21 protein-coding genes are annotated in these 25,830 nt (G+C 70.0%); 9 read left to right on the top strand and 12 right to left on the bottom strand.

Annotated features, from left to right (window positions below; translation table 11 throughout):
• Positions 1-220: 220 nt before the first annotated feature.
• From ACWCPF_RS12450 to ACWCPF_RS12415, 8 genes are all read right to left on the bottom strand, one after another.
• Positions 221-1,282, bottom strand: coding sequence for a substrate-binding domain-containing protein (locus tag ACWCPF_RS12450; RefSeq protein ID WP_451044955.1), 1,062 nt, complete (start codon positions 1,280-1,282; stop codon positions 221-223).
• Between the two features lie 17 nt (positions 1,283-1,299).
• Positions 1,300-2,316 carry an ABC transporter permease gene (locus tag ACWCPF_RS12445; protein WP_451044954.1) on the bottom strand — a complete coding sequence of 339 codons (1,017 nt, stop codon included), beginning with the start codon at positions 2,314-2,316 and terminating at the stop codon, positions 1,300-1,302.
• Positions 2,313-3,848, bottom strand: a complete 1,536-nt coding sequence (locus ACWCPF_RS12440) for a sugar ABC transporter ATP-binding protein (RefSeq protein ID WP_451044953.1) — start codon at positions 3,846-3,848, stop codon at positions 2,313-2,315. The genes ACWCPF_RS12445 and ACWCPF_RS12440 overlap by 4 nt, the downstream gene beginning before the upstream one ends.
• 179 nt (positions 3,849-4,027) lie before the next feature.
• Positions 4,028-5,209, bottom strand: a complete 1,182-nt coding sequence (locus tag ACWCPF_RS12435; protein WP_451045157.1) for an ROK family protein — start codon at positions 5,207-5,209, stop codon at positions 4,028-4,030.
• Positions 5,210-5,424: 215 nt separating this feature from the next.
• The gene (locus ACWCPF_RS12430) at positions 5,425-6,102 is read right to left on the bottom strand and encodes a GntR family transcriptional regulator (protein WP_451044952.1); all 678 of its coding nucleotides are present in this window, start codon (positions 6,100-6,102) and stop codon (positions 5,425-5,427) included.
• Between the two features lie 259 nt (positions 6,103-6,361).
• The gene (locus ACWCPF_RS12425) at positions 6,362-7,309 is read right to left on the bottom strand and encodes a beta-ketoacyl-ACP synthase III (RefSeq protein ID WP_451044951.1); all 948 of its coding nucleotides are present in this window, start codon (positions 7,307-7,309) and stop codon (positions 6,362-6,364) included.
• 180 nt (positions 7,310-7,489) lie between these two features.
• Positions 7,490-7,627 carry an MFS transporter small subunit gene (locus ACWCPF_RS12420; protein WP_451044950.1) on the bottom strand — a complete coding sequence of 46 codons (138 nt, stop codon included), beginning with the start codon at positions 7,625-7,627 and terminating at the stop codon, positions 7,490-7,492.
• The gene (locus tag ACWCPF_RS12415; protein WP_451044949.1) at positions 7,593-8,927 is read right to left on the bottom strand and encodes an OFA family MFS transporter; all 1,335 of its coding nucleotides are present in this window, start codon (positions 8,925-8,927) and stop codon (positions 7,593-7,595) included. The genes ACWCPF_RS12420 and ACWCPF_RS12415 overlap by 35 nt, the downstream gene beginning before the upstream one ends.
• A 243-nt stretch (positions 8,928-9,170) precedes the next feature.
• Between ACWCPF_RS12415 and ACWCPF_RS12410 the strand changes: the two genes are divergently transcribed.
• Genes ACWCPF_RS12410 through fdhD form a run of 5 tightly spaced genes read left to right on the top strand, consistent with a single transcriptional unit; the run spans position 9,171 to position 15,646 of the window.
• A complete protein-coding gene (locus ACWCPF_RS12410) occupies positions 9,171-10,142 on the top strand; it encodes a 2-dehydropantoate 2-reductase (protein ID WP_451044948.1) in 972 nt (323 codons plus the stop codon).
• Positions 10,139-12,064 (top strand): molybdopterin oxidoreductase family protein, encoded by a 1,926-nt coding sequence (locus tag ACWCPF_RS12405; protein WP_451044947.1) that lies wholly within the window; start codon positions 10,139-10,141, stop codon positions 12,062-12,064. The genes ACWCPF_RS12410 and ACWCPF_RS12405 overlap by 4 nt, the downstream gene beginning before the upstream one ends.
• Before the next feature lie 4 nt (positions 12,065-12,068).
• On the top strand, positions 12,069-13,901 hold the full coding sequence (locus ACWCPF_RS12400) for an NAD(P)H-dependent oxidoreductase subunit E (RefSeq protein ID WP_451044946.1): 1,833 nt from the start codon (positions 12,069-12,071) through the stop codon (positions 13,899-13,901).
• Between the two features lie 28 nt (positions 13,902-13,929).
• Positions 13,930-14,790 (top strand): 2Fe-2S iron-sulfur cluster-binding protein, encoded by an 861-nt coding sequence (locus ACWCPF_RS12395; protein WP_451044945.1) that lies wholly within the window; start codon positions 13,930-13,932, stop codon positions 14,788-14,790.
• A gap of 7 nt (positions 14,791-14,797) precedes the next feature.
• Positions 14,798-15,646 carry a formate dehydrogenase accessory sulfurtransferase FdhD gene (gene fdhD / locus ACWCPF_RS12390; protein WP_451044944.1) on the top strand — a complete coding sequence of 283 codons (849 nt, stop codon included), beginning with the start codon at positions 14,798-14,800 and terminating at the stop codon, positions 15,644-15,646.
• A 257-nt stretch (positions 15,647-15,903) separates the two neighbouring features.
• On the opposite strand, the gene ACWCPF_RS12385 is transcribed toward fdhD, so the two are convergent.
• Positions 15,904-16,893 carry a bile acid:sodium symporter family protein gene (locus ACWCPF_RS12385; RefSeq protein WP_451045156.1) on the bottom strand — a complete coding sequence of 330 codons (990 nt, stop codon included), beginning with the start codon at positions 16,891-16,893 and terminating at the stop codon, positions 15,904-15,906.
• A 171-nt stretch (positions 16,894-17,064) separates the two neighbouring features.
• Between ACWCPF_RS12385 and ACWCPF_RS12380 the strand changes: the two genes are divergently transcribed.
• On the top strand, positions 17,065-17,961 hold the full coding sequence (locus ACWCPF_RS12380; RefSeq protein WP_451044943.1) for a LysR substrate-binding domain-containing protein: 897 nt from the start codon (positions 17,065-17,067) through the stop codon (positions 17,959-17,961).
• On the opposite strand, the gene ACWCPF_RS12375 is transcribed toward ACWCPF_RS12380, so the two are convergent.
• The gene (locus tag ACWCPF_RS12375) at positions 17,943-18,998 is read right to left on the bottom strand and encodes an Lrp/AsnC family transcriptional regulator (RefSeq protein WP_451044942.1); all 1,056 of its coding nucleotides are present in this window, start codon (positions 18,996-18,998) and stop codon (positions 17,943-17,945) included. The genes ACWCPF_RS12380 and ACWCPF_RS12375 overlap by 19 nt on opposite strands.
• Before the next feature lie 142 nt (positions 18,999-19,140).
• Between ACWCPF_RS12375 and ACWCPF_RS12370 the strand changes: the two genes are divergently transcribed.
• The 3 genes from ACWCPF_RS12370 to ACWCPF_RS12360 all read left to right on the top strand — a co-directional run bounded on the left by ACWCPF_RS12370 (position 19,141) and on the right by ACWCPF_RS12360 (position 23,757).
• Positions 19,141-20,640 (top strand): MFS transporter, encoded by a 1,500-nt coding sequence (locus ACWCPF_RS12370; protein WP_451045155.1) that lies wholly within the window; start codon positions 19,141-19,143, stop codon positions 20,638-20,640.
• Positions 20,641-20,911: 271 nt separating this feature from the next.
• Positions 20,912-22,738 (top strand): AMP-dependent synthetase/ligase, encoded by a 1,827-nt coding sequence (locus tag ACWCPF_RS12365; RefSeq protein WP_451045154.1) that lies wholly within the window; start codon positions 20,912-20,914, stop codon positions 22,736-22,738.
• Positions 22,739-22,920: 182 nt separating this feature from the next.
• Positions 22,921-23,757: an aldo/keto reductase gene (locus ACWCPF_RS12360; RefSeq protein WP_451044941.1), complete on the top strand. Its 837-nt coding sequence runs from the start codon at positions 22,921-22,923 to the stop codon at positions 23,755-23,757.
• Between the two features lie 93 nt (positions 23,758-23,850).
• Here the strand turns inward: ACWCPF_RS12360 and ACWCPF_RS12355 are convergent, their stop codons facing one another.
• Together ACWCPF_RS12355 and ACWCPF_RS12350 are read right to left on the bottom strand one after the other, a co-directional pair.
• Positions 23,851-24,570, bottom strand: coding sequence for an SDR family oxidoreductase (locus tag ACWCPF_RS12355; protein ID WP_451044940.1), 720 nt, complete (start codon positions 24,568-24,570; stop codon positions 23,851-23,853).
• A 133-nt stretch (positions 24,571-24,703) separates the two neighbouring features.
• On the bottom strand, positions 24,704-25,714 hold the full coding sequence (locus ACWCPF_RS12350) for a class I SAM-dependent methyltransferase (RefSeq protein WP_451044939.1): 1,011 nt from the start codon (positions 25,712-25,714) through the stop codon (positions 24,704-24,706).
• Positions 25,715-25,830: the final 116 nt, after the last annotated feature.

The following is a 25,830-nucleotide window of genomic DNA, read 5'->3' as shown; positions in this document are numbered from 1 at the left end:
CCGTCGGGCGCGTCGGTCCGCCGAGCACTTCGGTCCGTCGGGCGCGTCGGTCCGCCGAGCACTTCGGTCGGCCCGGCAGCGCACGAATGCCGACAGCCCCTGGCTCCTACCGCAAGTGCCCGCCGCCTCCGATACCGCGGCGGCCTGGAACGCGTCCGCCTGGTGCCGATGGCTCCCGCGCCGGAAGCCGCGGTCCCGCCCCCGTCGGACCGGGCGTGTCCTACTTGAAGCCGGTGGACATGTACTGGTCGACGTTGGTCTTGTCGACGACCGCCGAGTACAGGGTGATCGAGGCGGGGATCTCGTACTCGGCGAGACCTCCGACGCCCTTGCCCTGACCCAGTGCGCGGGCGAGGTCGATCGCGGAGGCGGCCATGGTGGGCGGGTAGAGAACGGTTGCTTTCAGTACGCCGCTGTCCGCTTTGATCGCCTGGAAGGCGGCCAGGGCGCCCGCGCCGCCGACCATCATGAAGTCGTCGCGTCCGGCCTGCTCGATGGCGCGCAGCGCACCCACGCCCTGGTCGTCGTCGTGGTTCCACAGGGCGTCGAACTTGGGCTGCGCCTGGAGGAGTTGGGCCATCTTGGCCTGTCCCGACTCGACCGTGAACTCGGCGGCCTGGCGGGCCACCTTCTTGATGTTGGGGTAGTTCTTCAGGGCGTCGTCGAAGCCCTTGGTGCGCTGCTTGGTGAGCTCCAGGTTGTCCAGGCCGGCCAACTCGATGACGCGGGCGTCGGACGTGCCCTTGAGTTTCTCGCCGATGTAGTGGCCTGCGTTGAGCCCCATGCCGTAGTTGTCTCCGCCGACCCAACACCGGTATGCCTGGGGGGTGTTGAAGATCCGGTCGAGGTTGACCACGGGGATGCCCGCGCGCATCGCCTTCAGGCCGACCTGGGTGAGGGCCTTGCCGTCGGCGGGCAGTACGACCAGGACGTCGACCTTCTTGTTGATGAGCGTCTCGATCTGGCCGATCTGCTGGGCGGTGTCGTTCGAGCCCTCGGTGATCTCCAGGGTCACGTCGGAGTACTTCTTTGCACGGCTCGTGGCGTTGTCGTTGATGGCGTTGAGCCAGCCGTGGTCGGCCTGTGGTCCGGCGAAGCCGATGGTGACCTTCTTGCCGGGCTTGTCGTCCGCGGCCGGCTGGTCGTTCGCCGCCGGTTCGTCGTCCTTGGATTCGTTGCTGGTGCAACCCACGAGCAGGGTGCCGGCGGAGACGGCGGCGGCCCCGAAGAGCATGTTTCTGCGACTGGTGAAGCGGCTCGGATAAGGTGTCGGCTCTGGCATGGCGGTGAACCCTTTCCTCAGGTCGTGCTCGCGGTACGGCGCTGGACCAGCACGGCGGCGACGATGATCGCGCCCTTGGCGATCTGCTGGACGTCGCTCTGCAGGTTGTTCAGGGCGAAGATGTTGGTGATCGTGGTGAAGATCAGTACGCCGAGCACGGAACCGGTGATGGTGCCGCGCCCCCCGGTGAGCAGCGTGCCGCCGATGATCGCGGCCGCGATGGCGTCGAGCTCGTAGAGGTTTCCGTTGGTGTTCTGGCCGGAGCCGGACAGGATGATCAGCAGGAAGGCCGCGATACCGCAGCACAGGCCGGACAGCAGGTAGAGGTAGAGCCGTTGGCGGCGTACGTCGATGCCGGCGAGTCGGGCGGCCTCCGCGTTGCCGCCGACGGCGACCGCGCGGCGGCCGAAGGTGGTGCGGTTCAGCACCAGCCAGCCGATGATCGTCACAATGGCGAAGACGATCACCAGCGGCGGGACACCGAGCACGTAGGAGTCGCGCTCGCCGAGGTCGAGAATGCCGTCGACGGTCACGATCTGCGTCCGGCCGTCCGTGATCTGCAGCGCCAGTCCGCGGGCGGAGGCCAGCATGGCGAGCGTCGCGATGAACGGCACCATCCCCCCGTACGCGATGAGCAGTCCGTTGACCAGGCCGCAGCCCACGCCGACGATCACCGCCGTGAAGAAAATGCCCGCGAAACCGTATTCCTGAGTGGCGACCGTGGTGGCCCACACCGAGGAGAGGGCGACGATCGCGCCGACCGAGAGGTCGATCCCCCCGGAGGTGATGACGAACGTCATGCCGACGGTGACGACGCCGATCACCGAGGCCTGAGTGAGGACGAGTTGCAGATTGCGGGTGTCGAGGAACTCGTCCGGCTTGGTGATCCCGCCGATCACGACGAGCGCGGCGAGCACGCCCAGCAGGGAGAGGGTGCGGACGTCGGTGCGGGCCATCAGGGTGCGCCAGGCGGGAAGCGGGAGCTGCGGCACCTTGTCGGTGCTGTCCCGCGGTGGGGAGACGGGCTGCGTCATGACGCCGGACTTCCTTCCATGACGAGATCGAGTACGCGGTGTTCGTCCAGCTCACGGGCGGGCGCCGTGTGCACGACGCGGCCCTCGCGGAGCACCAGCACGCGGTCGGCGAGGCCGAGCACCTCGGGCACCTCGCTGGAGACCAGCAGCACGGCGAGGCCTTCGTCCGCCAGTCGACGGACGACTGCATACAGTTCGGCGCGGGCGCCGACGTCGACGCCGCGCGTCGGCTCGTCCAGCAGCAGCACCCGGCAGCCGCGCAGCAGCCATCGGGCCAGGACGGCCTTCTGCTGGTTGCCGCCGGAAAGGGTGCGCACGGGGACGGACGGGTTGTCGGGGCGTAGCGACAGCTCACGCGTCGCGGCCCGCGCCGCCCCCCGTTCGGCCCGCCGGTCGATCCAACCCCCGCGCGAGAAACGGGACATGGAGGAGACGGAGACATTGCGGGTGACGGACTCCAGCATCAGCAGGGCCTGCGCCTTGCGTTCCTCGGGGGCGAGCCCGAGCCCGGCCCGTACGGCCGCGGGCACACTGCCGGGGCGCAACGGCCGTCCATCGACCAGGACTTGACCTGCGCTGGGCTTTCGCGCTCCGTAGATCGTCTCCAGGATCTCCGATCGTCCCGAGCCGACCAACCCGGCCAGCCCGACGATCTCACCGGGCCGCACGGTCAGGTCGAGGGACGCGAACTCGCCGTCCCGGGCGAGCCCTCGCACCTCCAGCACCGGTTTCCCGGTCCCGGCCGCGGCTGCTGCCGCGTCGTCCGAGGGCCGCTCGGGGAAGACGTACTCGACGTTGCGCCCCGTCATCAAAGCGACGACCTCGCGTGTCGGCGTCTCCTTGGCGGGCAGCCCGCCCGCCACCGCCCGGCCGTCCTTGAGCACGGTCACGCGGTCGCCGATGCGGCGGATCTCCTCCAGGCGGTGCGAGATGTAGACGACGGCCACTCCGTCAGCGGTCAGGCCGCCGACGATGCGGAACAGGTTGTCGACCTCGTCGGGGTCGAGGGCGGCGGACGGCTCGTCCATCACGATGAGCCGTACGTCGTGGGAGAGGGCCCGCGCCATCGAGACGATCTGTTGCTGCGCCGCCGACAACTCGCCCACCAGTCGCGCCGGATCGATCTCCGGGTGCCCAAGTCGCTTCAGCAGCACGGCAGTCGAGGCGCGAGCCGCTTTGCCCCGCACGACGAACCCGGCGGCCGTGGGCTCATGTCCCAGGTGGACGTTCTCGGCCACCGACAGGTGTTCCACCAGGTCGAGTTCCTGGTAGATGGTGGCGATGCCCAGTCGCATGGCGGCGATGGGGGAACGGAGCGTGACGGGCTCGCCCTGCCAGCGGATGACGCCGTCGTCCGGCTGGTGCGCGCCGGCCAGGACCTTGATGAGGGTGGACTTCCCGGCGCCGTTCTGGCCGAGCAGACAGTGCACTTCGCCGGCCTGGACGTCGAGGTCGACGCCGTCCAACGCCCGTACGCCGGGAAAGGACTTGGTGATGCCGGACATGTTGAGCAGCGGTGGTGGTGATGCCATGTGGGTTCCCCTCGGCGGGCGGGCGGGCCGGAGTCAGGGCAGAACAAGTCGTCGTTCTCAGGGCAGGGTCGAGCAGGACGCGTGCCGGTGAACCGTGTCAACTGGATCGACGGCGGGATCGGCGGCGGGCTTGCCGAAACCGGGTGTCGAGTAGCGCGTGGCGGTAGGAGACAGCTGGTCTATGCGGGTGAGAACAGATGGTCGCTGATCAGTCGGGCCGCGCCGATGACACCGGCGGTGGGGCCCAACTCCCCCAGAACGATGGGCAGGTTGCCGGTCGCGAGCGGCAGCGACTGGCGGTACACCTGGGTGCGGATCGCGGCGAGCAGGGTGTGGCCGAGGCCGGTCACACCGCCGCCGATCACCACCAGGCCGGGGTTGAAGAACGAGACGAGTCCGGCGATGACCTGGCCGACGCGATTGCCGCCGTCCCGGATCATCTCCAGGGAGGTGGCGTCGCCCGCGGCGGCCGCGGCTGCGACGTCGACGGCGGTGAGGCCGCCGTTCGCCTCCAGCCGCGCCGCGAGTTCCGCCGAACGGCCCTGCTGGGCCGCCTCCACCGCGTCCCGGGCCAGGGCCGCGCCGCTGAAGTAGGCCTCCAGGCAACCGCGGTTGCCGCAGGCGCACGGACGGCCGTCGGGCACGGCCTGGATGTGCCCGATGTCCCCCGCGCTGCCGGTCGTCCCGCGGTAGACCTGGCCGCCGACCACGATGCCGCAGCCGATGCCGGTGCCGATCTTGACGCAGAGGAAGTCGGCGACGGTACGGGCGACGCCCGCGTGCTGCTCCCCCATCGCCATGAGGTTCACGTCGTTGTCGACCATGACCGGGCAGCCGAGTTCCTGGCTGAGCGCCTCCCGCACGGGGAAGCCGTCCCAGCCCGGCATGATCGGCGGCGCGACCGGCACGCCTTCGGGGAAGCGGACCGGCCCGGGTACCCCGATGCCGGCGCCGTCGAAGCCTTCGGCGAGCCCTGTCGCCCTCAACTTCGCGGCCATGGACAGGACTTGCTCGAAGACGGCGACCGGTCCGTCGCGTACGTCGAGGGGCTGGTTGAGGTGCCCGAGGGTCTCCAGCTCGGCGTTGGTGACGGCGACGTCGACCGAGGTCGCGCCGATGTCGACGCCGAGCAGGCGCAGTCCCGGGTTGAGCCGGACGTTGTGGGAGCGGCGGCCGCCGCGCGAGGCGGCGAGTCCGTCGGCCACGACCAGACCCGTCTCCAGGAGCCGGTCCACCTCCACCGCCAGCTTGGACCGTGAGAGGTCGACCTGATCACCCAGTTGCGCACGGGAGTTGGGGCCGCTGTCCCGCAACAGCTTGAGCAGAGCGGCCTGGTGAGCGTTCGCGGGTCGTGCCGTCATACGTCTCACGAACCCCTCCCCGCCTCAATTCGGCCACCAGCGTCGGGCTTTCGAAGGGAACGTAGCAGCGGCTGCCGAACCTGGGAAGAAGATGTGCACGGATTGCCGCGAACTTTCTCCACTCCCAGGACAAAGATCTGTGCGCGGCGATGCAGTGTGAGGTTGCGTGCGGCGGCGGGCGATGGGGTGCGGTGCGCGGTGTGTCCCGCGGGCGTTCAGGACTTGGCGCGGGCGTGGTACGAGCGACGGGTGTGTTCGGTGTGCTCACGCATCAGCTGGGTGGCCAACTGCTCGTCGTGGGCGACGATCGCGGCGATCAGATCGCGGTGCTCGATCCAGGACTGATGGCCGCGCTGGCGCGCAACGGGCGTGTAGTACCAGCGCACCCGGCGGTCGACGTGCGACGCCAACTCCGCGAGGACCGCGTTGCCCGCCAGCTCGATGACCTTCGCGTGGAAGCGGGCGTTCAGGGCGACGGCGGCGTCCACGTCGTCGCGGGCCACGGCCATCATTCCCTGCGCGACGATCTCGTCGAGGGCCTCGATGCCGGCCTTGTCCGCGTGGGCGGCGGCGAGCCTCGCGGCCTCGGCCTCCAACAGCGTGCGAACGGTGAGGAGTTGATCCGCCTCGTCCTCGGTCGGTTCGTGCACGAACGCGCCCTGGGCGGGCCTGAGATCGACCCACCCCTCGGTGTTCAGCCGCTGCAGCGCCTCGCGCACCGGCTGTCGTGAGACGCCGAGGTGGGTGGCGAGCTCACTCTCGACCAGGTGCTGGCCGGGCTGGAGGGCGCGGGTGGTGATCAGTTCGAGCAGCGCCTCGTAGACGCGGTCGCGCAACGGGCCCGGCCGTTCGAGCTTGGGCACCGCACCCTGTGGCAGTCCTGGCGACAACATCGGTCGGTCCCCCTCCTGAGCAACACCGGACAACTGCAGCCGGAAAGCCACACGTCGATCGACGCATCGGCCGTCCGCAGCCGAACCGACCGGCACGACCGGCACGACCGTCTACAGCCGAGTATCGATTGTCTTTCGTCTACAGTCTACGGCGCACAGTAGACCAGAGTCGGGAGCAGTCGATCGCGTCACACTATGCCGCGCCCACCCCGCACGGCCTGCCCGCAGGGCCGTCCGCCGACTGCCTCCCGCCCCTTGTTCACGGGCAGCGCACGACCAGCCCCGCGTAGGACAGATTGCCGCCGAAGCCGAACAGCAGCACCGGGTCGCCCGTGGAGACGGCGCCCTGCTCGACGAGCTTGGAGAAGGCGAGCGGAATGCTGGCGGCGGAGGTGTTACCCGATTCGGTGACGTCCCGCGCGACCACCGCGTTGACCGCGCCGATCTTCTGCGCGAGCGGTTCGATGATGCGCAGGTTCGCCTGGTGCAGGACGACGGCCGCGAGGTCCTCGGGCTTGAGTCCGGCCCGCTCACAGGCCTGCCGGGCCAGGGGCGGCAGCTGGGTGGTGGCCCAGCGGTAGACGCTCTGCCCCGCCTGCGCGAACCGCGGCGGCTGCCCCTCGATGCGCACCGCGTGCCCCATCTCGGGCACCGAACCCCACAGCACGGGCGCGATGCCGGGCTCGACGCCGTCGGAACAGGCCTCGACCACGAAGGCGCCCGCTCCGTCACCGACCAGCACGGCCGTGGTGCGGTCGGTCCAGTCGGTCACCTCGGACATCTTGTCGGCGCCGATGACCAGGGCGCGGGTCGCGGCGCCCGCACGGAGGGTGTGGTCGGCGGTGGCCAAGGCGTGCGGGAAACCGGCACAGACGACGTTGACGTCCATCGCGGCCGGGCCCGGGATGCCGAGGCGGGCCGAGACCCGGGCGGCCATGTTGGGCGAGCGGTCGATGGCCGTCGAGGTCGCCACCAGCACCAGGTCGATGTCGTCCGGCGTGAGGCCGGCCGCCGCGAGGGCCTTGGCGGCGGCGTGCGCGGCGAGCTCGTCCACGGGTTCGTCGGGGCCGGCGATGTGGCGCGTGCGGATGCCCACCCGACTCCTGATCCACTCGTCACTGGTGTCGACCATGCGTGCCAGGTCCTCGTTGGTGAGCACCTTGGCGGGCTGGTAATGGCCGACGGCGGCGATGCGTGAGCCGTTCATTGGGGGGTCCCCCTCGTTGCCGTGGGTAGCGGGATCCACCAGTCTGATCAGTGACTCACCGGTACGAGGGCGCGTGAAGCGACAGGAAACCGGTTCCCGGGTTGTCGGCTTCCCCATAGCCCTCGGCCGCCCGAGGAGCCGCCGACGTCTTCCCGCCGAACACGCGCCGCACCGCTGCCGTTACCCGGTGAACAACTGCGTCGCCTTCCGTACCAGCTCATACAGCCCGTAGGCGAGCGGCGCGCCCACCCACAGCCAGGCGAAGGCGATCAGCGGCCGCCGGTCAGGCTGCGGATTCGGGCTGGTGTCGTGCGACATCGGCGGCCTCCGTCTGTGCGGGAACGTGGTGGCGGGCGTCGACGGGCCGGACGAGTTCGTTGGCGACGAATCCGACGGCCAGCAGCCCGATCATGATGAACAGGGACAGGGTGTACAGCGACGAGCCGTGTTTTCCGGCCTCCTCCTGCCGGTCGGCGATCCAGTTGACGATCAGCGGGCCGAGGACGCCGGCGGTGGACCAGGCGGTGAGCAGACGGCCGTGGATCGCGCCGACCTGATAGGTCCCGAACAGGTCCTTGAGGTAGGCGGGGATCGTCGCGAAGCCGCCGCCGTAGAAGGAGAGGATCACCAGAGCGGACAGGACGAACAGCGGCTTCGACGAGTCGCCGATGAGCGCGATCAGGGCGTACATCAGGGCGCCGACGCCCAGGTAGACGCGGTATATGTTCTTGCGTCCGACCAGGTCGGAGGTCGACGACCAGCCGATCCGGCCGGCCATGTTCGCCGCGGACAGCAGGGCGACGAAGCCGGCGGCCGCGGTCGCCGACACGGGCGTGGAGGTGTCGGCGAAGAAGTCCGCGATCATCGGCGCGGCCTTCTCCAGGATGCCGATGCCCGCGGTCACGTTCATGCAGAGCACGACCCACAGGCACCAGAACTGCGGGGTGCGCACGGCGCTGCGCGCCGATACCTGTACGCCCTCGACCGCGCTCGGCGCGCCCTCGACCGGCCGCTCGCCGCGCGGCACCCGCACCAGCAGGACGCCCAGCGTCATGAATACCGCATACGAAAGACCGTGTACGAGAAACGCGAGCGCGATCCCGGAGCTGTCTGAGCCGAACGACTCCAGCATCTGCGCCGACCAGGGCGAGGCGATGAGCGCGCCCCCGCCGAAGCCCATGATGGCTATGCCGGTGGCCATGCCGGGACGGTCCGGGAACCACTTGATCAGCGTGGAGACGGGCGAGATGTAACCGATTCCGAGACCGATTCCACCGACGAAGCCGTAGCCGAGGACGATCAGCCAGTACTGCTCGGTCGCGGCGCCGAGCGCGGAGATCAGGAAGCCGGACGAGAAGCAGACCAGGGCGACGGTCATCGCCCAGCGCGGCCCGTTGCGCTCCACCAGCGTGCCGCCGAAGGCCGCGGAGAGGCCGAGCATCACGATGGCGAGCTGGAACGGGAGCGCACTCTGCGTACCGCTGAGGTCGAGCGCGGACTCCAGTGGCGGTTTGAACACGGACCACGCGTAGGCCTGGCCGATGGAGAGGTGGACCGAAAGGGCAGCCGGGGGGACGAGCCAGCGGCTCCAGCCCGGCGGTGCGACGGGGGGACTCATAAATCCTGAACAGTAGGAACCGGTACAGGCGTTGAGAAGGCGGCGCGTCGACAGCGTTCGCCGAACGGTACGACGGCTGCGACGAACGGTCGGACCGCCCGGTTTCCGAGGTTCCTCGGCCGCTGCCCCCGTCGGCGGCGCTGCGCGAACCCTTGCCGCCCCCACCTCCATACTGTAGACAATATTTCGTCGACAGAGTTCGGCAGTTCCTCGGTACCCTCGACCGAACGGAGCTCCCTCGCAATGAAAGTCGCAGTCCTCGGCGCCGGTGCGATCGGCGCCTACGTCGGTGCAGCGCTCCACCGCGCAGGCGCCGACGTGCATCTCGTCGCCCGTGGACCGCATCTCGCGGCCATGAGGCGCAGCGGGGTGCGGGTGCTCAGTCCGCGCGGCGACTTCACCGCCCGCGCCCACGCCACCGACGACCCGGCCGAGATCGGCCCGGTCGACTTCGTCTTCCTCGGCCTCAAGGCACACTCGTACGCGGCGTGCGGGCCGCTGATCGAGCCCCTGCTGCACGACTCCACCGCGGTCGTCGCCGCCCAGAACGGCATCCCCTGGTGGTACTTCCACCGGCACCGCGGCCCCCACGACGGCCGACGCGTCGAGAGCGTGGACCCGGACGGCGCGGTCAGTGCGGTGCTCGCGCCCGAACGGGCCGTCGGCTGCGTGGTCTACGCGGCCACCGAGCTCGAAGACCCGGGCGTCGTACGGCACTTGGAAGGCACCCGGTTCTCGATCGGCGAGCCCGACCGAAGCGTCTCGGTGCGCTGTCTGGCGCTCAGCGAGGCCATGCGGGCCGGCGGGTTGAAGTGCCCGGTGGAGCCGGACCTGCGCAACGACATCTGGCTCAAGCTGCTGGGCAACATCTCCTTCAACCCGATCAGCGCACTGGCCCGCGCGACCATGCGGCAGATGTGTCTGCACGGCGGCACCCGCGAGGTCATCGAGACGATGATGCGCGAGACGCTCGACGTCGCCGAGGCGCTCGGCTGCGAGGTGGGCGTCTCCATCGAACGCCGGCTCGCGGGCGCGGAGAAGGTCGGCGACCACCGCACCTCCACGCTCCAGGACCTGGAGCGCGGCAAGCCGCTCGAACTCGACGTACTCCTCGCGGCCGTCGTCGAGTTGGCGGAGATCACCGGCGTCCGGGTGCCCACGTTGCGCACCGTGCACGCCATCTCGGACCTGCTCGCGCTGAGGAGTGCCGCATGAGGAAACGCGACCGGACCCCGAAGACCTACACCCGGCTCACTCGACCACTGGTCAGGGACTCCCGCAACGAGCCGTTCCGAGAGGCGAGTTGGGAGGAGGCGCTGGAGCGCACCGCGCGGGGCCTGCAGCGCAACCGCGGCGCGTTCGGCATGTTCTCCTGCGCCCGCGCGACCAACGAGATGAACTACGTGGCCCAGAAGTTCGCCCGGGTCGTCATGGGCACCAACAACGTCGACTCCTGCAACCGCACCTGTCACGCCCCGAGTGTCGCGGGTCTGTCGGCGGCGTTCGGCTCCGGCGGCGGTACGTCGTCGTACGAGGAGATCGAGCACACCGACGTCATCGTGATGTGGGGTTCCAACGCCCGTTTCGCGCATCCGATCTTCTTCCAGCATGCGCTGAAGGGGATCCGCAACGGCGCCCGGATGTACGCGGTCGACCCGCGGCGGACGTCCACCGCCGAGTGGGCGGAGAGCTGGCTCGGCCTCAACGTGGGCACGGACATCCCGATGGCGCACGCGATCGGCCGCGAGATCATCCAGGCGGGTCTGGTCAACGAGGCGTTCGTCGAGCGGGCGACCAGCGACTTCGAGGAGTACCGGGCGCTGGTCGAACCGTGGACGCTGTCTCTGGCGCAGAAGGTGACGGGCGTACCGGCGGCCGCCATAAGGGAGTTGGCGCACGCCTACGCCCGCGCCGAGCGGGCCCAGCTCTGCTGGACCCTCGGCATCACCGAGCACCACAACGGCACCGACAACGTGCGCGCGCTCATCAATCTCTCGCTGCTGACCGGGCATGTGGGCCGGTACGGCTCGGGCCTGCAGCCTCTGCGCGGGCAGAACAACGTCCAGGGCGGCGGAGACATGGGGGCGATCCCCAACCGGCTGCCCGGCTTCCAGGACATTCTCGACCCGGATGCCCGGCTGAAGTTCGAGACGGCCTGGGACACCGTCATCCAGCCGCACTACGGGCTGAACCTGACGGAGATGTTCGAGGCGATGGAGGAGGGCTCGCTGAAGGCCGTCTACTGCATCGGGGAGAACCCCGCGCAGTCGGAGGCGGACAGCGAGCAGGCGGTACGCCGTATGCGGGCCCTCGACTTCCTCGTCGTGCAGGACATCTTCCTCACGAAGACAGCGGAGTTGGCGGACGTCGTGCTGCCCGCGACGGCCGGCTGGGCGGAGACGAACGGCACGACCACCAACAGCGAACGGCGAGTTCAGCGGGTGCGGCAAGCCGTCACCCCGCCGGGCGAGGCGCGCGAGGACATCGACATCCTCTGCGACCTGGCGGCCCGGCTCGGCCATGAGTGGAAGTACGCGGACGCCGAGGCGGTCTGGAACGAGCTGAGGTCGGTGTCCCCGGACCACTACGGCATGACCTATGACCGGCTGGCGGAGCACCAGGGCATCCAGTGGCCGTGTCCGAGCACCGAGCGGCTCGAACCCACCTACTTGCACGGCCGGTTGTGGGACAAGGAGCCGGAGCGGCGCGGCAGGCGAGCGCCGTTCGGGATCGTCCGGCACGATCCGCCGGTCGACCTCACGGACGAGGAGTACCCGATCCGGCTGACGACCGGGCGTCGGCTCGACTCCTACAACACCGGTGTGCAGAGCGGGAGTTTCGCCTCCCCGCTGCGGCGCGGCGAGTTCGTCGAGCTGTGCCCGGAGGACGCGGAGCGCTACGGAATCGTCGTCGGCGAGGAGGTCCGGGTGACGTCACGGCGTGGATCCGTGGTGGCACCGGTCTGGGTCGACACCGCCCTGCGACCCGGGCTCGCCTTCATGACCATGCACTTTCCCGACGAGGTGGACACCAACCAGCTGACGATCGAGGCGAATTGCCCGATCGCGGGGACGGCGGAGTTCAAGGCGTCGGCGATCCGGATCGAGAAGCTTCCGGCGACGACCCAGGTGAGGTGATGTCGTGGACCTGCACTTCGGCGACAGCAAGCCGACGGACGAGGAACGGGCCGCCGTGGACTCCCTGTTGGGCCCACCGGAGTCCTCCTGGGAGGGCGCCGCCCGTGACGAGATGCGGGCCGCCGATCTCCGGTGGGCACGGGGCGGACGCGAGGCCCGGGACCGCCGCGAACTGCTGCTGCCGGGGCTGCACGCCGTCAACGACCGGGTCGGCTGGATCAGCGAGGGCGCCCTCGACTATCTGTGCCGCCGCCTGACCGTGCCCCCGGCGGAGGCGTACGGCGTCGCCACGTTCTACGCGATGTTCTCGGTCCGACCGCGGCCGGCGACGGTGCTGCACGTGTGCACGGACCTCGCCTGCACGGCCGCGGGCGCCTCGCAGCTGTGCGCCGGGATCGAGGCACGCCTGGGCCCGGGCAGCGGCGTCCATGTCGAGCGCAGCCCCTGCCTCGGCCTGTGCGAACGCGCCCCGGCCGCCCTCTCGATCAAGGCGGGCGATCCGGTGCGGACGGCGGTGTCGGCGCCGGCGAGCGTCGAGTCGGCCGTGCTCGCCGCGAGCGCGCCCGACTCGGCGGCCGAGGAGCCGCCCGCGGCGACGGCGGTGCCCCAGGCCGGAGACCCGTCACTGACCCTGCTCGGCCGGGTCGGTGCGGTGGATCCGTCGTCGCTAGACGACTACCGGGCGCACGGCGGGTACACGGCTCTGCGCCGGGCTTTCGCGCTCGGTCCGGCCGCGGTCATCCGCGAGGTCACCGACTCCGGGCTGCTGGGGCGGGGCGGGGCCGCCTTCCCCACCGGCCGCAAGTGGCAGGCCACGGCGTCCCAGCCCGACCGCCCGCACTATCTGGTGTGCAATGCGGACGAATCGGAGCCCGGCACCTTCAAGGACCGGGTGCTCATGGAGGGCGACCCGTACGCCCTGGTGGAGGCGATGACGGTCGCGGCGTATGCGATCGGCGCGCACAAGGGCTATCTGTATCTCCGTGGCGAGTATCCGCGTGCGATACACCGTATGCAATATGCGGTCGACCGTGCACGGGAGCGCGGGCTCCTCGGCGACGACATCCTCGGCCAGGGCTACTCCTTCGACATCGAGCTCCGCCGGGGCGCGGGCGCGTACATCTGCGGCGAGGAGACGGCCCTGTTCAACTCCATCGAGGGCTACCGGGGCGAACCGCGCTCGAAGCCGCCGTTCCCCGTGGAGAAGGGCCTGTTCGGGAAGCCGACGGTCGAGAACAACGTCGAGACGCTGGTCAACGTGCTGCCGATCCTCACCCTGGGCACTGCCGCCTACACGGCCATCGGCACGGCCAGGTCCACCGGCCCCAAGCTGTTCTGCGTCTCGGGCAGCGTCGCCCGTCCCGGCGTCTACGAACTCCCCTTCGGCGCGACGCTGGGCGAACTGCTCGCGCTCGCCGGGGTCCGCGAGGGCCTGCGCGCCGTGCTGCTCGGCGGTGCGGCCGGTGGCTTCGTACGGCCCGACGAACTCGACATCCCGCTGACCTTCGAGGGCACCCGGGAGGCCGGCGCCACGCTCGGGTCGGGGGTCGTGATGGCCTTCGACGACACGGTCCCGCTGCCCCGACTGCTGTTGCGGATCGCCGAGTTCTTCCGGGACGAGTCGTGCGGGCAGTGCGTGCCCTGCCGGGTCGGGACCGTGCGGCAGGAGGAGGCGCTGCACCGGATCGCGGAACGGACCGGCGCCGACGCCGCCGGCGACATCGCCCTGCTGCGCGAGGTGGGCCGCGCGATGCGCGACGCCTCGATCTGCGGGCTCGGGCAAACCGCGTGGAACGCCGTGGAATCAGCCATCGACCGTCTGGGGGCCTACGAATGACCGCGACCGGACGCACCGGAGCCGCCGTATGACCACCGTATCTCTGGGAGTGCCCCGCCGGCTGGTGGAGTTCACGATCGACGGGCAGGAGGCCAGGGTCCCCGAGGGGGCGACGATCCTCGACGCCTGCCGGGCGGCCGGGAAGGACGTCCCGACCCTGTGCCAGGGCGACACGCTCACGCCGAAGAACGCCTGCCGGGTCTGCGTGGTGGAGGTCGAGGGCTCCCGGACCCTGGTGCCGGCGTGCTCCCGCAGGGCGGAGCCCGGCATGGAGGTCCGCACCGACACCGAGCGCACCCGGCACAGCCGCAAGATCGTCCTGGAACTGCTCGCCTCCTCGGTCGACCTGTCCACGACGCCGGGGGCCGCGGAATGGATCAAGGAGTACGAGGCGAAGCCGGACCGCTTCGGACCGGACGCGGCCCGGCTGAACGAGGAACCGAAGATCGACAACGATCTCTATGTACGCGATTACGACAAGTGCATCCTCTGTTACAAGTGCGTCGACGCGTGCGGCGACCAGTGGCAGAACAGTTTCGCAATCTCCGTCGCAGGGCGCGGCTTCGACGCCCGGATCGCCGTCGAGCACAACGCTCCGCTGACCGATTCGGCGTGCGTGTACTGCGGAAACTGCATCGAGGTGTGCCCGACCGGGGCGCTGTCGTTCAAGTCCGAGTTCGACCGACGGGAGGCCGGGACCTGGGACGAGTCCTCCCAGACCCGGACCACGACCGTGTGCGCATACTGCGGGGTGGGCTGCAACCTCACGCTCCATGTGCAGGACAATGAAATCGTGAAGGTCACCTCACCGCACGACAACCCGGTGAGTCACGGCAATCTTTGCATCAAGGGCCGCTTCGGCTACCAGCACGTACAGAACCGGGGCTGATCACGACATGGGACGAGTCACCGAACGACGCAAGGTGATCCGCATCAGGGACGGAGTGGTCTCCGCCCGACCGGACACCCTCGTCGCCGAGGAACCACTGGAGATACGGCTCAACGGCAAGCCGCTCGCCATCACCATGCGCACGCCCGGTGACGACTTCGCGCTGGCCGCGGGCTTCCTGGTCAGCGAAGGCGTACTGGCCACCGCATCCGATCTACTGAATATCGTCTACTGTGCGGGCGCGACCGTCGACGGATCCAACACCTACAACGTGGTGGACGTACGGACGGCCCCCGGTGTGAAGATTCCCGACATCACCCTGGAGCGGAACGTCTACACGACGTCGTCCTGCGGCCTGTGCGGCAAGGCGAGCCTGGACGCGGTCCGCACGACGACCCGCTGGCCCATCGCCGACACTCCCCCGCTCCGGATCGAGCCCGAGTTCCTCGCGAGCCTCCCCGACCGGCTGCGCGCGGCCCAGCAGGTGTTCGACCGGACCGGGGGGCTCCATGCTGCTGCCCTCTTCTCCGAGGACGGCGAACTGCTGGACGTGCGGGAGGACGTGGGTCGGCACAACGCGGTCGACAAACTGGTCGGCCGCGCGCTGCAGAACGGGGACCTGCCCTTGTCCCGGGCGATCCTGCTGGTCTCCGGCCGGGCTTCGTTCGAGCTGGCACAGAAGGCCGTGATGGCGGGGATCCCGGTGCTCGCGGCGGTCTCGGCGCCGTCCTCCCTGGCGGTGGACCTGGCTGTGGAGACCGGGCTGACGCTGGTGGGTTTCCTGCGAGGCAGTTCCATGAACGTGTACGCGGGCGAGGACCGCATCGCTCTGCGGGCCGCGGCCGCCCAGGGCTGACCCGGTTTCCCCGCTGCACGGCGGCGGGGCCCCGACCGGCGGGGAGCGCCCCCTGCGCCGAGGGGCTCCGCCTCAGCCCGGGCCAGCTCGGCAAGCTCGACGAACGCCGCGGCGAACGCCCCTGGCGAGCGCCTCGCATACTGCATACCGTCGACTCTCGGTCGACGACCGTAGACCGTAGACCGTAGACCGTAGTCAGCAGACGGCAGACGGCAGACGGCAGACGGCAGACGGCAGACGGCAGACGGCAGACAATCTCACGCTGTGGCCGACGCCGGCTCGTCCCTGCGTTCCCCGGACGACTCCAGCGGATCCCGCGCACGCCGCTTGGCGATGACCGCGCACACCATGAGCTGCATCTGGTGGAAAAGCATCAGCGGCAGCACTGCAAGCGAGGCGTCCGCGCCGAACAGGACGCTCGCCATGGGCAGCCCGGAGGCAAGGGACTTCTTGGAGCCCGCGAACTGGATGGCGATGCGGTCCTCCCGGTTGAATCGCAACGCCTTGCTGCCGTACCAGGTCAGCGCGAGCATCACAGCGAGCAGCACAGCCTCGACGACGAGCAGTCCGCCCAGCCGTGCGGCGCTCACCTGGTGCCAGATGCCCTGGACCATGCCCTCGCTGAACGCGGTGTAGACGACGAGCAGGATCGAGCCGCGGTCGACGAGTCCCAGCACCTTCTTGTGCCGGGTGACGAATCCGCCGATCCAGCGCCGCAGCAGCTGTCCCGCGACGAACGGCAGAAGCAGTTGCAGGACGATCTCGACGACCGCGTCCGCGGAGAATCCGCCGCCGCTGTTGCCGAGCACGGCGGCGGCCAGCAACGGCGTGACGACAATGCCGACCAGCGAGGAGAAGGAACCCGCGCAGATCGCCGCGGGAACGTTGCCGCGGGCGATGGAGGTGAAGGCGATCGACGACTGGATGGTCGACGGGACGAGCGTGAGAAACAGCAGTCCCTGGTAGAGCGGGTGGGTGAGAAACACCGGGACCAGGCCGCGCGCCGCCAGGCCCAGCAGCGGAAAGATCACGAACGTGCAGGCCAGGACGGTCACATGGAGGCGCCAGTGTTTCAGTCCGTCCAACGCCTCCCGGGTGGAGAGTCGAGCGCCGTAGAGGAAGAAGAGGAAGGCGATCGCGGCCGTGGAGGCGCCGGAGGCCACATCGGCGGCGGCACCGCGCGCCGGGAACAGCGCCGCCAGCCCGACGGTCCCGAGCAACAGCAGGATGTAGGGGTCGACCGGCATCCAACTGGGCCAGCGCAGGCGTTTCACGGTGCTCCACGTGCTGTTCGATGGGCGTGCGTCGGGGCCCGGAGGGGCCCTCTCCATCGTCCTCCTCAGAATCGTGATCGGGAATCCGGTATACCGCTCTCACTGTCATCATGAAACGCGATGGCAAACGGTTACAGTGGCGGCGTGTACGAGCCCTCCCATCTGCGGACCTTCCTCGCCGTGGCCCAGACGCTGAGTTTCACGCAGGCCGCGCGACGGCTCGGGCTGCGTCAGTCGACCGTCAGCCAGCACGTACGCCGACTGGAGGACGCGACCGGGCGGGCGCTGTTCACGCGGGACACGCACTCGGTGGAACTGACGGAGGACGGCGAGGCGATGCTCGGGTTCGCCCGCCGCATCCTGGACGTCCACGAGCAGGCCACGGCGTTCTTCACCGGCACCCGGCTGCGCGGGCGGCTGCGCTTCGGCGCCTCGGAGGACTTCGTGCTGACCCGGCTGCCGGAGATCCTGGAGGGTTTCCGCCACGACCATCCCGAGGTCGACCTGGAACTGACGGTGGAGCTGTCGGGCACCCTGCACGAGCAGCTCGCCGCGGGGAAACTGGACCTGGTGCTGGCCAAGCGCCGCCCCGAGGATCCGCGCGGCGAGCTGGTGTGGCACGACAAGCTGGTGTGGATCGGCGCGGAGCGGCTGCGCTTGGACGCCGATCGTCCCGTCCCGCTGATCGTGTTCCCGCCCCCCGGCATCACCCGCGCCCTGGCCCTGGAGGCGCTGGAGCGGCAGGGGCGGGCCTGGCGGATCGTCTGCACGAGCGGCAGCCTCAACGGACTCATCGCGGCGGCCCGAGCGGGCCTGGGTGTCATGGCGCACTCACGGGGCCTGATCCCGCCGGGCCTGGTACGGATCCCGGAACGGGCGGGCATGCCTGAGCTGGGGCGGGTCGACTTCGTGCTCGTGCACGGACGCAAGGCTTCGTCGGCGCAGGGCGCCGCGGACGCGCTGGCGGCGGCGATCCTGGCGGGCGGCGACCGACTGCACCGCCGGACCGCGTCCGCCGCCCTTCACCGCCCTTCAGGCTGATACGTCAACTGCTTCACCCTCCGCAGGATCGGCGTGGCCTCCACGTGCTGGACGCCCTCCAGCCGGCCCAAGGGCCCGCTGAGGTAGCCGTACAGGCCGGCCGTCCCCCGGACCACCGCCGTCACCACGATGTGGGAGGGACCGGCCGTGGCCGAGGCGAAGGCGACCTCGTCGTGGGTGGCGAGCGCCTCGCCGACCGAGTGCAGCGCGGAAGGCGTCGTGGTGATCCACAGGACGGCGGCGAGGGGATAGCCCACGAACTCGGAGTGGTACTCGACGTCGATGTAGATCGCGCCCGAGGCGAGCAGGGCGGCGAGACGGCGTTTCACGGCGGACTCGGAACGGCCGGTGGCCCGCTGGAGTTCGGGGTAGGTGGCGCGGCCGTCGCGTTCGAGCACCGCGAGCAGGGGCTCGTCCTCGGGGTCGATTCGGGCCGGCCCCGGCGCCGCCCCCATCAGGCCCCCCACTGCTCTCCCGGCCGCTCCCCCGGCTGCTCCCCCGATCGCTCCCGCCGCCGTTCCCGGGTCGAGGCGCGGAGTCAGGGCGGCGACCTGATCGTCGTCGAGCGCCCCGAACTTGCGCATCCAGCCGCTGGGGCCGCCGTAGAAACGGTGGAGGAGTTGCTGAGCACGGATCTCCACCACGCTCGGCGTGCGCGGAAGTTTGCCGAGCAGCAGGTCGTCGTGGTCGCCGGGGTGGCGGGGCCGGGTCATGCAGACGATCTCGGTGCCGCCCGAGCCCAGGCCGATCCAGTGCGTGTCGGGCCGTTTGGCGAGCGCGTCGGCGATGACCGTGGCGCTGTCGGGAACGCAGCGCAGACGCAGCATCCACTGATCCTGACCGAGGCGTTCGGCGTCGCGGACGGCGACGACCCTGAGGCCGGCCTCGGCGCAGAGCCGACGGTAGCGACGGGCGATCGTCTGGTCGGAGACCCCGAGGACCGTGCCGATCCTGCTGAAGGAGGCCCGGCCGTCCACCTCCAGCGCCGACAGCAGTTCCAGGTCCAGCTTGTCCAGGGTGTGGGATTCCATCTCCATCGAGCTGCCCTCCGTCGGATTCCGTCGACCGTTCATCGGTTTCCATGGTGATCGACCGCCCCCACCCCAGGGTGGAGACGCAGGAAACCCATCGCAGGAAAACGGGAAAATCGAGGAGTGGAACATGCGCACAAGCGGAAACATGCGCACCTGGGGGCCGCTGACCGCGGTGTGCCTGGGCACGTTCATGCTGCTGCTGGACGTGACGATCGTGCTGGTGGCGCTGCCGGACATGGCGCGGGCGATGGACGCCTCGCTGAGCGATCTGCAGTGGGTGGTCGACGGGTACGCGCTGGCGCTGGCCGCGCTGCTGCTGGGCGCGGGAGCCGCCGCCGACATCCTGGGGCGACGCCGGGTGCATGTGGCGGGGGTGGGGTTGTTCGCGTCCGCGTCGCTGCTGTGCGGGCTGGCGAGCGGGCCGGTGACCCTCGTGGCCGCGCGGGTCGTGCAGGGCGTGGGTGCGGCTGCCATGCTCGCGACGACGCTCCCGCTGCTCGGCTCGGTCTACCAGGGCCGGCAGCGGTCGGTGGCGCTCGGGGTGTGGGGCGCGGTGAGCGGCGCGGCAGCAGCCGTCGGGCCGGTGCTGGGCGGGCTGCTGACGGAGGGCCCGGGCTGGCGGTGGATCTTCTTCGTGAACCTGCCGGTGAGCCTGGTCGCGCTGTGGCTGACGCTGAAGGAGGTGCCGGAGTCGCGGGGCGCGCGCGGGATGCGGGTCGACTGGGCGGGCACGGCGGCTTTCGCAGCCTTCGCGGGCGGGACGACGTACGCGGTGGTGCGGGCCGGTCAGGACGGCTGGACGGCGTCGGCGACGCTCGTCTCGTTCGGGCTCGCCGCGCTCGCGCTGGTGTGTTTCGTGCTGGTGCAGCGTCGGGCGGCGCATCCGCTGCTGGATCTGTCGCTGCTGCGCCGGCCCGCGTTCGTGGGGGTGATGGTGGGCGCGCTGGCCTTCAACGGCGTGGCGTTCGGGGTGACGCCGTATCTCTCCCTCTGGATGCAGACGCTGTTGGGGATGAGTCCGGTGCGCAGCGGACTGACACTGCTGCCGATGACCGTGGCCGCCATGGTGACCGCGATCCTGGTCGGGAAGCGGCTGCACGGGGCGCCGGCCCGGCTGACCATCGGAGGCGGGCTGTTTCTGATCGGTTTCGGCTGTTTCTGCCAGGCTGTGCTCGACGCGGGTTCGGACTGGACGGCGTTGATACCCGGGTTCGTGCTGGTGGGCATAGGAACCGGTTTCGTCGCACCTACCGTGGCGGGGGCGGCGCTGGCCGCGGTGGAGCCGGCGCGGGCCGGAATGGCGGGCGGAGCCGTGAACACCGTGCGGCAGCTCGGGTTCGCGCTCGGAGTGGCGGTCTTCGGCACCGTCGCGACCTCCCGGATGACCGAGACACTGCCGCACGACGCGTCCCACACGCTGGCGGGCGGGGGCGCAGCGGCGCTGCGAGGTGCGTTCTCCGAACACGCCCTGCGGTCCGCGTTCGCCTCCGGGCTGGACGCGGCGCTGGTGATGGCTGGCTGCATCGGCATCGCGGCCGCCGTGCTCGTCCTGGCGCTGGTCAGGCCGCCGCGCGCGGCCGCGGCAGCGGTAACGGAATCCGCGACTCCGGCGCTGTCCGAGGAGAGGGTGACCCCTCGCCCGTGACATCGGGGGACGGGGTCGGGCGGTGCAGGCCGTGACGGGCCTCGGAAGGGGTCAGGCAGCGTAAGCGGTAAGGGCAGATTCGGTGGAGATTGCGGTACCGAAACTTACTCAACCGTCAGTTTCCTGTCCGACCCTTCCCCATGTGAGCCCATTTTCCGGCACTGACCAGCGCAGACACGAGCATCACTCGTTTTCCGCCCCCCTCCCGCACCGTCGTTCGGTGGGGTAGCTTTCACGGCGCTGTGCGGCCATGAGAAGCGGGGTGCTGGGTTTGCGCGAGTTCACCAACCCTCCGTTGGCGTTGGCGCCGCCCGTCGGCGGTCTGGCCGACGTCGTCTTCCAGTACGCCCAGGAGGAGCCGCACTACATCGCCCTCGGCCGCAAGGACGACCGGGACGAATGGCGCGACGTCACCTCCGCCGAGTTCCGCGACGAGGTCCTCGCCCTCGCCAAGGGCCTTCTCGCCCAGGGCATCCGCTTCGGCGACCGCGTCGCGATCATGTCCCGCACCCGCTACGAGTGGACGCTGTTCGACTACGCCCTGTGGACGGTGGGCGCCCAGGTGGTGCCGGTCTACCCGACCTCCTCCGCCGAGCAGTGTTTCTGGATGCTCTACGACGCCGAGTGCACCGCCGCGATCGTCGAGCACGAGGACCACGCGATGACGATCGCCACCGTCATCGACCGGCTCCCCCGGCTGCGTCAGCTGTGGCAGCTGGACTCGGGGTGCGTGCAGGAGCTGTACGACGCCGGCGCCTCCATCGAGGACGACGTCGTCCACCGGCACCGGGAAGCGCTCACCCCCGACTCGACCGCGACGATCATCTACACCTCCGGTACGACGGGCCGGCCCAAGGGCTGTGTCATCTCGCACGGAAACTTCATGTTCGAGGCGGACACCGTGATCGAGCGGTGGGAGCCGGTGTTCCACTCGAAGAAAGGCGATGAGGCGGCGACGCTGCTGTTTCTGCCGCTCGCGCATGTCTTCGGCCGGATGGTGCAGATCGCCGCGATCCGGGGCAGGGTCCGTTTCGGCCACCAGCCGCAGCTGCACGCGGCCGCCCTGCTGCCCGACCTGGCCGCCTTCAGGCCGACGTTCTTCCTCGCCGTGCCGTACATCTTCGAGAAGGTCTTCAACGCGGCCCGCCGCAAGGCGGAGCGGGAGGGCAAGGCAGGCCCCTTCGAGAAGGCCGTCGACGTGGCCGTGAACTACGCGGAGGCGGTCGAGGCGAAGGCGTGGGGCATCGGGCCCGGCCCCTCCGCTGGCCTGCGCATGCAGCACCAGCTCTTCGAAAAGCTCGTCTACGCCAAGGTCCGCGCGGCCATGGGCGGCCGCGTCCGGCATGCGATGTCCGGCGGCTCGGCCATGGACCGCAAGCTCGGCCTGTTCTTCGCCGGCGCGGGCGTGCAGATCTACGAGGGCTACGGTCTGACCGAGTCGACGGCGGCCGCGACCGCCAACCCGCCCGGGCGCACCCGCTACGGCACCGTCGGCCAGGCCATCCCCGGCATGACCGTGCACATCGCGGACGACAACGAGGTCTGGCTGCGCGGCGAGAACATTTTCCAGGGTTACCTCAACAACCCCAAGGCCACCGACGAGACCCTGCACGACGGCTGGCTCGCCACCGGCGACCTCGGCTCACTCGACGAAGACGGTTTCCTCACCATTACCGGCCGCAAGAAGGAGATCCTGGTCACCTCCGGCGGCAAGAGCGTCTCGCCGGGACTGCTGGAGGAGCGGGTGCGCGACCATCCGCTGGTCAACCAGTGCATCGTCGTCGGCAACGACCGGCCGTTCGTGGCCGCTCTGGTCACCCTCGACCAGGAGGCCGTCGAGCACTGGCTGCAGATGCGCGACAAGCCGCAGCTCACGTCGGTCGAGCTGGTGCGAGACCCGGACCTGGAGGCGGAGGTGCGCAGGGCCGTCGTCGCGGCGAACACGCTGGTCTCGCAGGCCGAGTCGATCCGCACCTTCCGGATCCTCGCCCAGCCCTTCACCGAGGAGCACGGTCTGCTGACCCCGTCGCTGAAGCTGAAGCGCAAAGCCATCGAAAACGCTTACGCGAACGAGGTCGACGCGCTGTACCGCACGTAGGGTTTCCCACGGACGGTAAATGTGTTTCATATGTTTCATGCGTTTCATGTGATTCTGAGAGGCGTGAAACGTGTTTCCGATGGGCTCCCGCGAACGAAAACCGGGGTCAGGAATGCAGCACCCGCCGTGATCGTTCACGATGGGAGCATTACTTTGACGGACAACCGAAGGATCAAGAGCTCGTGAGCAGCAAGGTCCCCCCGATCATCCTCAACAACGGCGTGGAGATGCCCCAGCTGGGCTTCGGTGTCTGGCAGGTGCCGGACGACGAGGCCGAGCAGGCGGTCGCCACCGCGCTGGAGGCCGGGTACCGCAGCATCGACACAGCGGCGATCTACGGCAATGAGGAGGGCACCGGCAAGGCCATCACCGCCTCCGGCGTGCCCCGCAAGGACATCTTCGTCACCACCAAGCTCTGGAACGGCGACCAGGGGTACGACGCGACGCTCCGCGCGTTCGACGCCTCCCTGGAGAAGCTCGGTCTGGACTACCTGGATCTGTACCTCATCCACTGGCCGCTCCCGGCCCGCGACAAGTACGTCGACTCGTACAAGGCGTTCGAGAAGCTCCTCTCGGACGGCCGCGTCCGCGCGATCGGCGTGTCCAACTTCCTGCCCGACCACCTGGAGCGGCTGATCGGCGAGACCTCGGTCATCCCGGCGGTCAACCAGATCGAGCTGCACCCGCACCTGCAGCAGCACGCTTCCCGCGAGTTCCACGCGCAGCAGGGCATCGCGACCGAGGCCTGGTCCCCGCTGGGTCAGGGCAAGGGACTTCTCGAGGTCCCGGCGATCGTGGCCATCGCCCAGAAGCACAACCGCACCCCGGCCCAGGTCGTGCTGCGCTGGCACCTCCAGCTCGGCAACGTCGTGATCCCGAAGTCCGTGACGCCGTCGCGGATCAAGGAGAACATCGACGTGTTCGACTTCAGCCTGGACACCGAGGACCTGGCCGCGATCAGCGCGCTGAACGAGGACCGTCGCATCGGTCCCGACCCGGCGACGTTCGACGCCGGCTGAGCACCGAACGGGGGTGAACCGCCCCCGTGACGCGTAGCGGGCGCCCCTCGCCGGGGCGCCCGCTACGCGCGTCGCAGTGGCTCGCCGCCCAGGTCAGTTGGGCTGCCCGATCGGTCGTACGACGACGGTGTTGACGTCGACGCCCGCGGGTTGCCGGATCGCCCAGACGACGGAGTCCGCGATCTGGTCGGCGGTCAGCAGGTGCCCGGGCGGCAGGCTGCCGTAGCTGTCCCAGAACGGGGTCTCCACCCGGCCGGGCGCGATCAGCGTCACGCCGACGCCCCACTCGGTGACCTGGCGGCGCGTGTTCTCCGCGAGACCGGTCACCGCAAACTTCGTCGCTCCGTAGACGTTGCCCGGCGTGGGCACGAAACCGGCGACACTGCCCACCAGCACGATCCGTCCGCGGGTCGCCTTGAGTGCGTCGATCGAGGCACGGATCAGGAGTGCGGGGCCGAGGACGTTGGTCAGCACCATGTCCGTCCAGCCCGCCGGGTCGCCCTCGGCGACCGAATCATGGGTGGCGGTCCCCGCATTGGCGACGACTGTATCCAGTCGACCGTATTCCTTGAGCGTACGGTCGACCGCCGACTGTACACAGTCGTAGTCGGCGGCGTTCCCGGCGACCGTCAGCAGCCCCGCCGGCTCGCCGAGTTCCCCGGCGAAGGCGCGCAGCCGCTCCTCTCCACGGCCGGTCACGGTGACCCGGTACCCGACGTCCAGCAGCTGCCGTGCGACGGCGGCGCCGATTCCGCTGCCACCGCCGGTGATCAGTGCGACCGGAGCATCCGGCGAGCTGGAAGAGTCGGTCATGGCGTGCCCCCATCGCGTTGCCTGCGTTACCTGGGTTACCTGCGATATCTACATTGGCCGCGTCGCCTTCTTCACACGACGCGGCACGCAGTTCATCACTTGGAGCGCTCTCCAAGTCAAGCCCAGGCTGTTGCTAAACCGGTTTCACAGCCGTGTGCACGGTGTGCGCCGCCAGCACGAACACGTCCGCCCTGCGGTGCAGGCCCGCCTCGTCCTGCGGGTCGAGCAGCCGGTCCAGCGTGGCCCGGTCGTCGGCGTCCAGGTCATCGCCGACGACGTCCCGCAGCCGGGACAGGGACACGGCGATGTAGGCGCGGGCCCGGTCGGAGGCGGGGGCCGGCAGGTCGAGCAGGAAACTGCGGGTGCGGGAGTGCTTCAGGCCGGCCGCGCCGAGCAGAGCCGCCCAGTCCTCGGTCTCGGCCACGGAGCCGGGCAGTTCGGCCCGCATCCGGGCGAACCACTTCTCCTGCAGCACGTCGAGCCGCGCCTCCAGGCCGGGCCGTCCGAAGCCGAGGTCGCGCGGCAGGAACCGGGGCGGCAGTCCGCCCTCCATGATCGCCAGCGTTCCGCCGGGCGCGAGCCGCTCCGCGAAGGCCGTCAGGGCGGCGCGCTGGTCGCCCAGGTGATGCAGGCTGCGGCCGGCCCACAGCAGATCGGCCGGGTAGTCCAACTCCTCCAGCACACCCGGGAGTTCACCGGCCAGGATGCCGAAGCGGTCGCCGTACCCGAGCCGGTCGGCACGTTGCCGCGCCCGCTCCAGCAGCGGCGCGGAGCCGTCGACCGCCATGACCCGCGCCCCGGAGAACGTCTCGGCGAACAGGCAGGAGACCACCCCGGGACCACTGCCGACGTCCACGATCAGCCCCGGCTCGGTCACCTCCTTGCCGAGCCAGGACAGGGCCCGCTCGTACAGGGGCGCGAACAGCTCGGCCTGCGCCTCCAGGTGCGGGGCCATCTCGGCCCAGTCGATGTCGGTGCCATGACCGCGCGCATGGCCCTGGCGCTGACCGGCATGACCCTGACCGGGATGCCCCTGGCCGTGGGCATGGGCTTGTGGCTGACCCTGGGCTTGTGGCTGACCCTGGGCTTGTGTCTGGCCTTGGGCGTGCTGGTCGCCGTGGGATTCGTGCGGATGGTGCGCCATGGTGGTCAGCCTCTCGTCCGGTGTGCCGTCAGCGTGCGCCGACGCACCGGCCGAGGGCCACTCCTGTTGCCGGGACGGCAAAAAACAGGATGCGGACGGCAAGCCGATTCACCGCG

Source organism: Streptomyces sp. NPDC001858, from assembly GCF_053594615.1.
This window is presented reverse-complemented; position numbering and strand designations above follow the sequence as displayed.

Coding starts and splice junctions, on each gene's coding strand:
- ACWCPF_RS12355 (WP_451044940.1), bottom strand. CDS start 24,570: ATGACCGACTCTTCCAGCTCGCCGGATGCTCCGGTCGCACTGATCACC.
- ACWCPF_RS12405 (WP_451044947.1), top strand. CDS start 10,139: ATGAGGAAACGCGACCGGACCCCGAAGACCTACACCCGGCTCACTCGA.
- ACWCPF_RS12445 (WP_451044954.1), bottom strand. CDS start 2,316: ATGACGCAGCCCGTCTCCCCACCGCGGGACAGCACCGACAAGGTGCCG.
- ACWCPF_RS12395 (WP_451044945.1), top strand. CDS start 13,930: ATGACCACCGTATCTCTGGGAGTGCCCCGCCGGCTGGTGGAGTTCACG.
- ACWCPF_RS12385 (WP_451045156.1), bottom strand. CDS start 16,893: ATGCCGGTCGACCCCTACATCCTGCTGTTGCTCGGGACCGTCGGGCTG.
- ACWCPF_RS12410 (WP_451044948.1), top strand. CDS start 9,171: ATGAAAGTCGCAGTCCTCGGCGCCGGTGCGATCGGCGCCTACGTCGGT.
- ACWCPF_RS12430 (WP_451044952.1), bottom strand. CDS start 6,102: ATGTTGTCGCCAGGACTGCCACAGGGTGCGGTGCCCAAGCTCGAACGG.
- ACWCPF_RS12370 (WP_451045155.1), top strand. CDS start 19,141: ATGCGCACCTGGGGGCCGCTGACCGCGGTGTGCCTGGGCACGTTCATG.
- ACWCPF_RS12375 (WP_451044942.1), bottom strand. CDS start 18,998: ATGGAGATGGAATCCCACACCCTGGACAAGCTGGACCTGGAACTGCTG.
- ACWCPF_RS12435 (WP_451045157.1), bottom strand. CDS start 5,209: ATGACGGCACGACCCGCGAACGCTCACCAGGCCGCTCTGCTCAAGCTG.
- ACWCPF_RS12350 (WP_451044939.1), bottom strand. CDS start 25,714: ATGGCGCACCATCCGCACGAATCCCACGGCGACCAGCACGCCCAAGGC.
- ACWCPF_RS12420 (WP_451044950.1), bottom strand. CDS start 7,627: ATGTCGCACGACACCAGCCCGAATCCGCAGCCTGACCGGCGGCCGCTG.
- ACWCPF_RS12440 (WP_451044953.1), bottom strand. CDS start 3,848: ATGGCATCACCACCACCGCTGCTCAACATGTCCGGCATCACCAAGTCC.
- fdhD (WP_451044944.1), top strand. CDS start 14,798: ATGGGACGAGTCACCGAACGACGCAAGGTGATCCGCATCAGGGACGGA.
- ACWCPF_RS12415 (WP_451044949.1), bottom strand. CDS start 8,927: ATGAGTCCCCCCGTCGCACCGCCGGGCTGGAGCCGCTGGCTCGTCCCC.
- ACWCPF_RS12425 (WP_451044951.1), bottom strand. CDS start 7,309: ATGAACGGCTCACGCATCGCCGCCGTCGGCCATTACCAGCCCGCCAAG.
- ACWCPF_RS12450 (WP_451044955.1), bottom strand. CDS start 1,282: ATGCCAGAGCCGACACCTTATCCGAGCCGCTTCACCAGTCGCAGAAAC.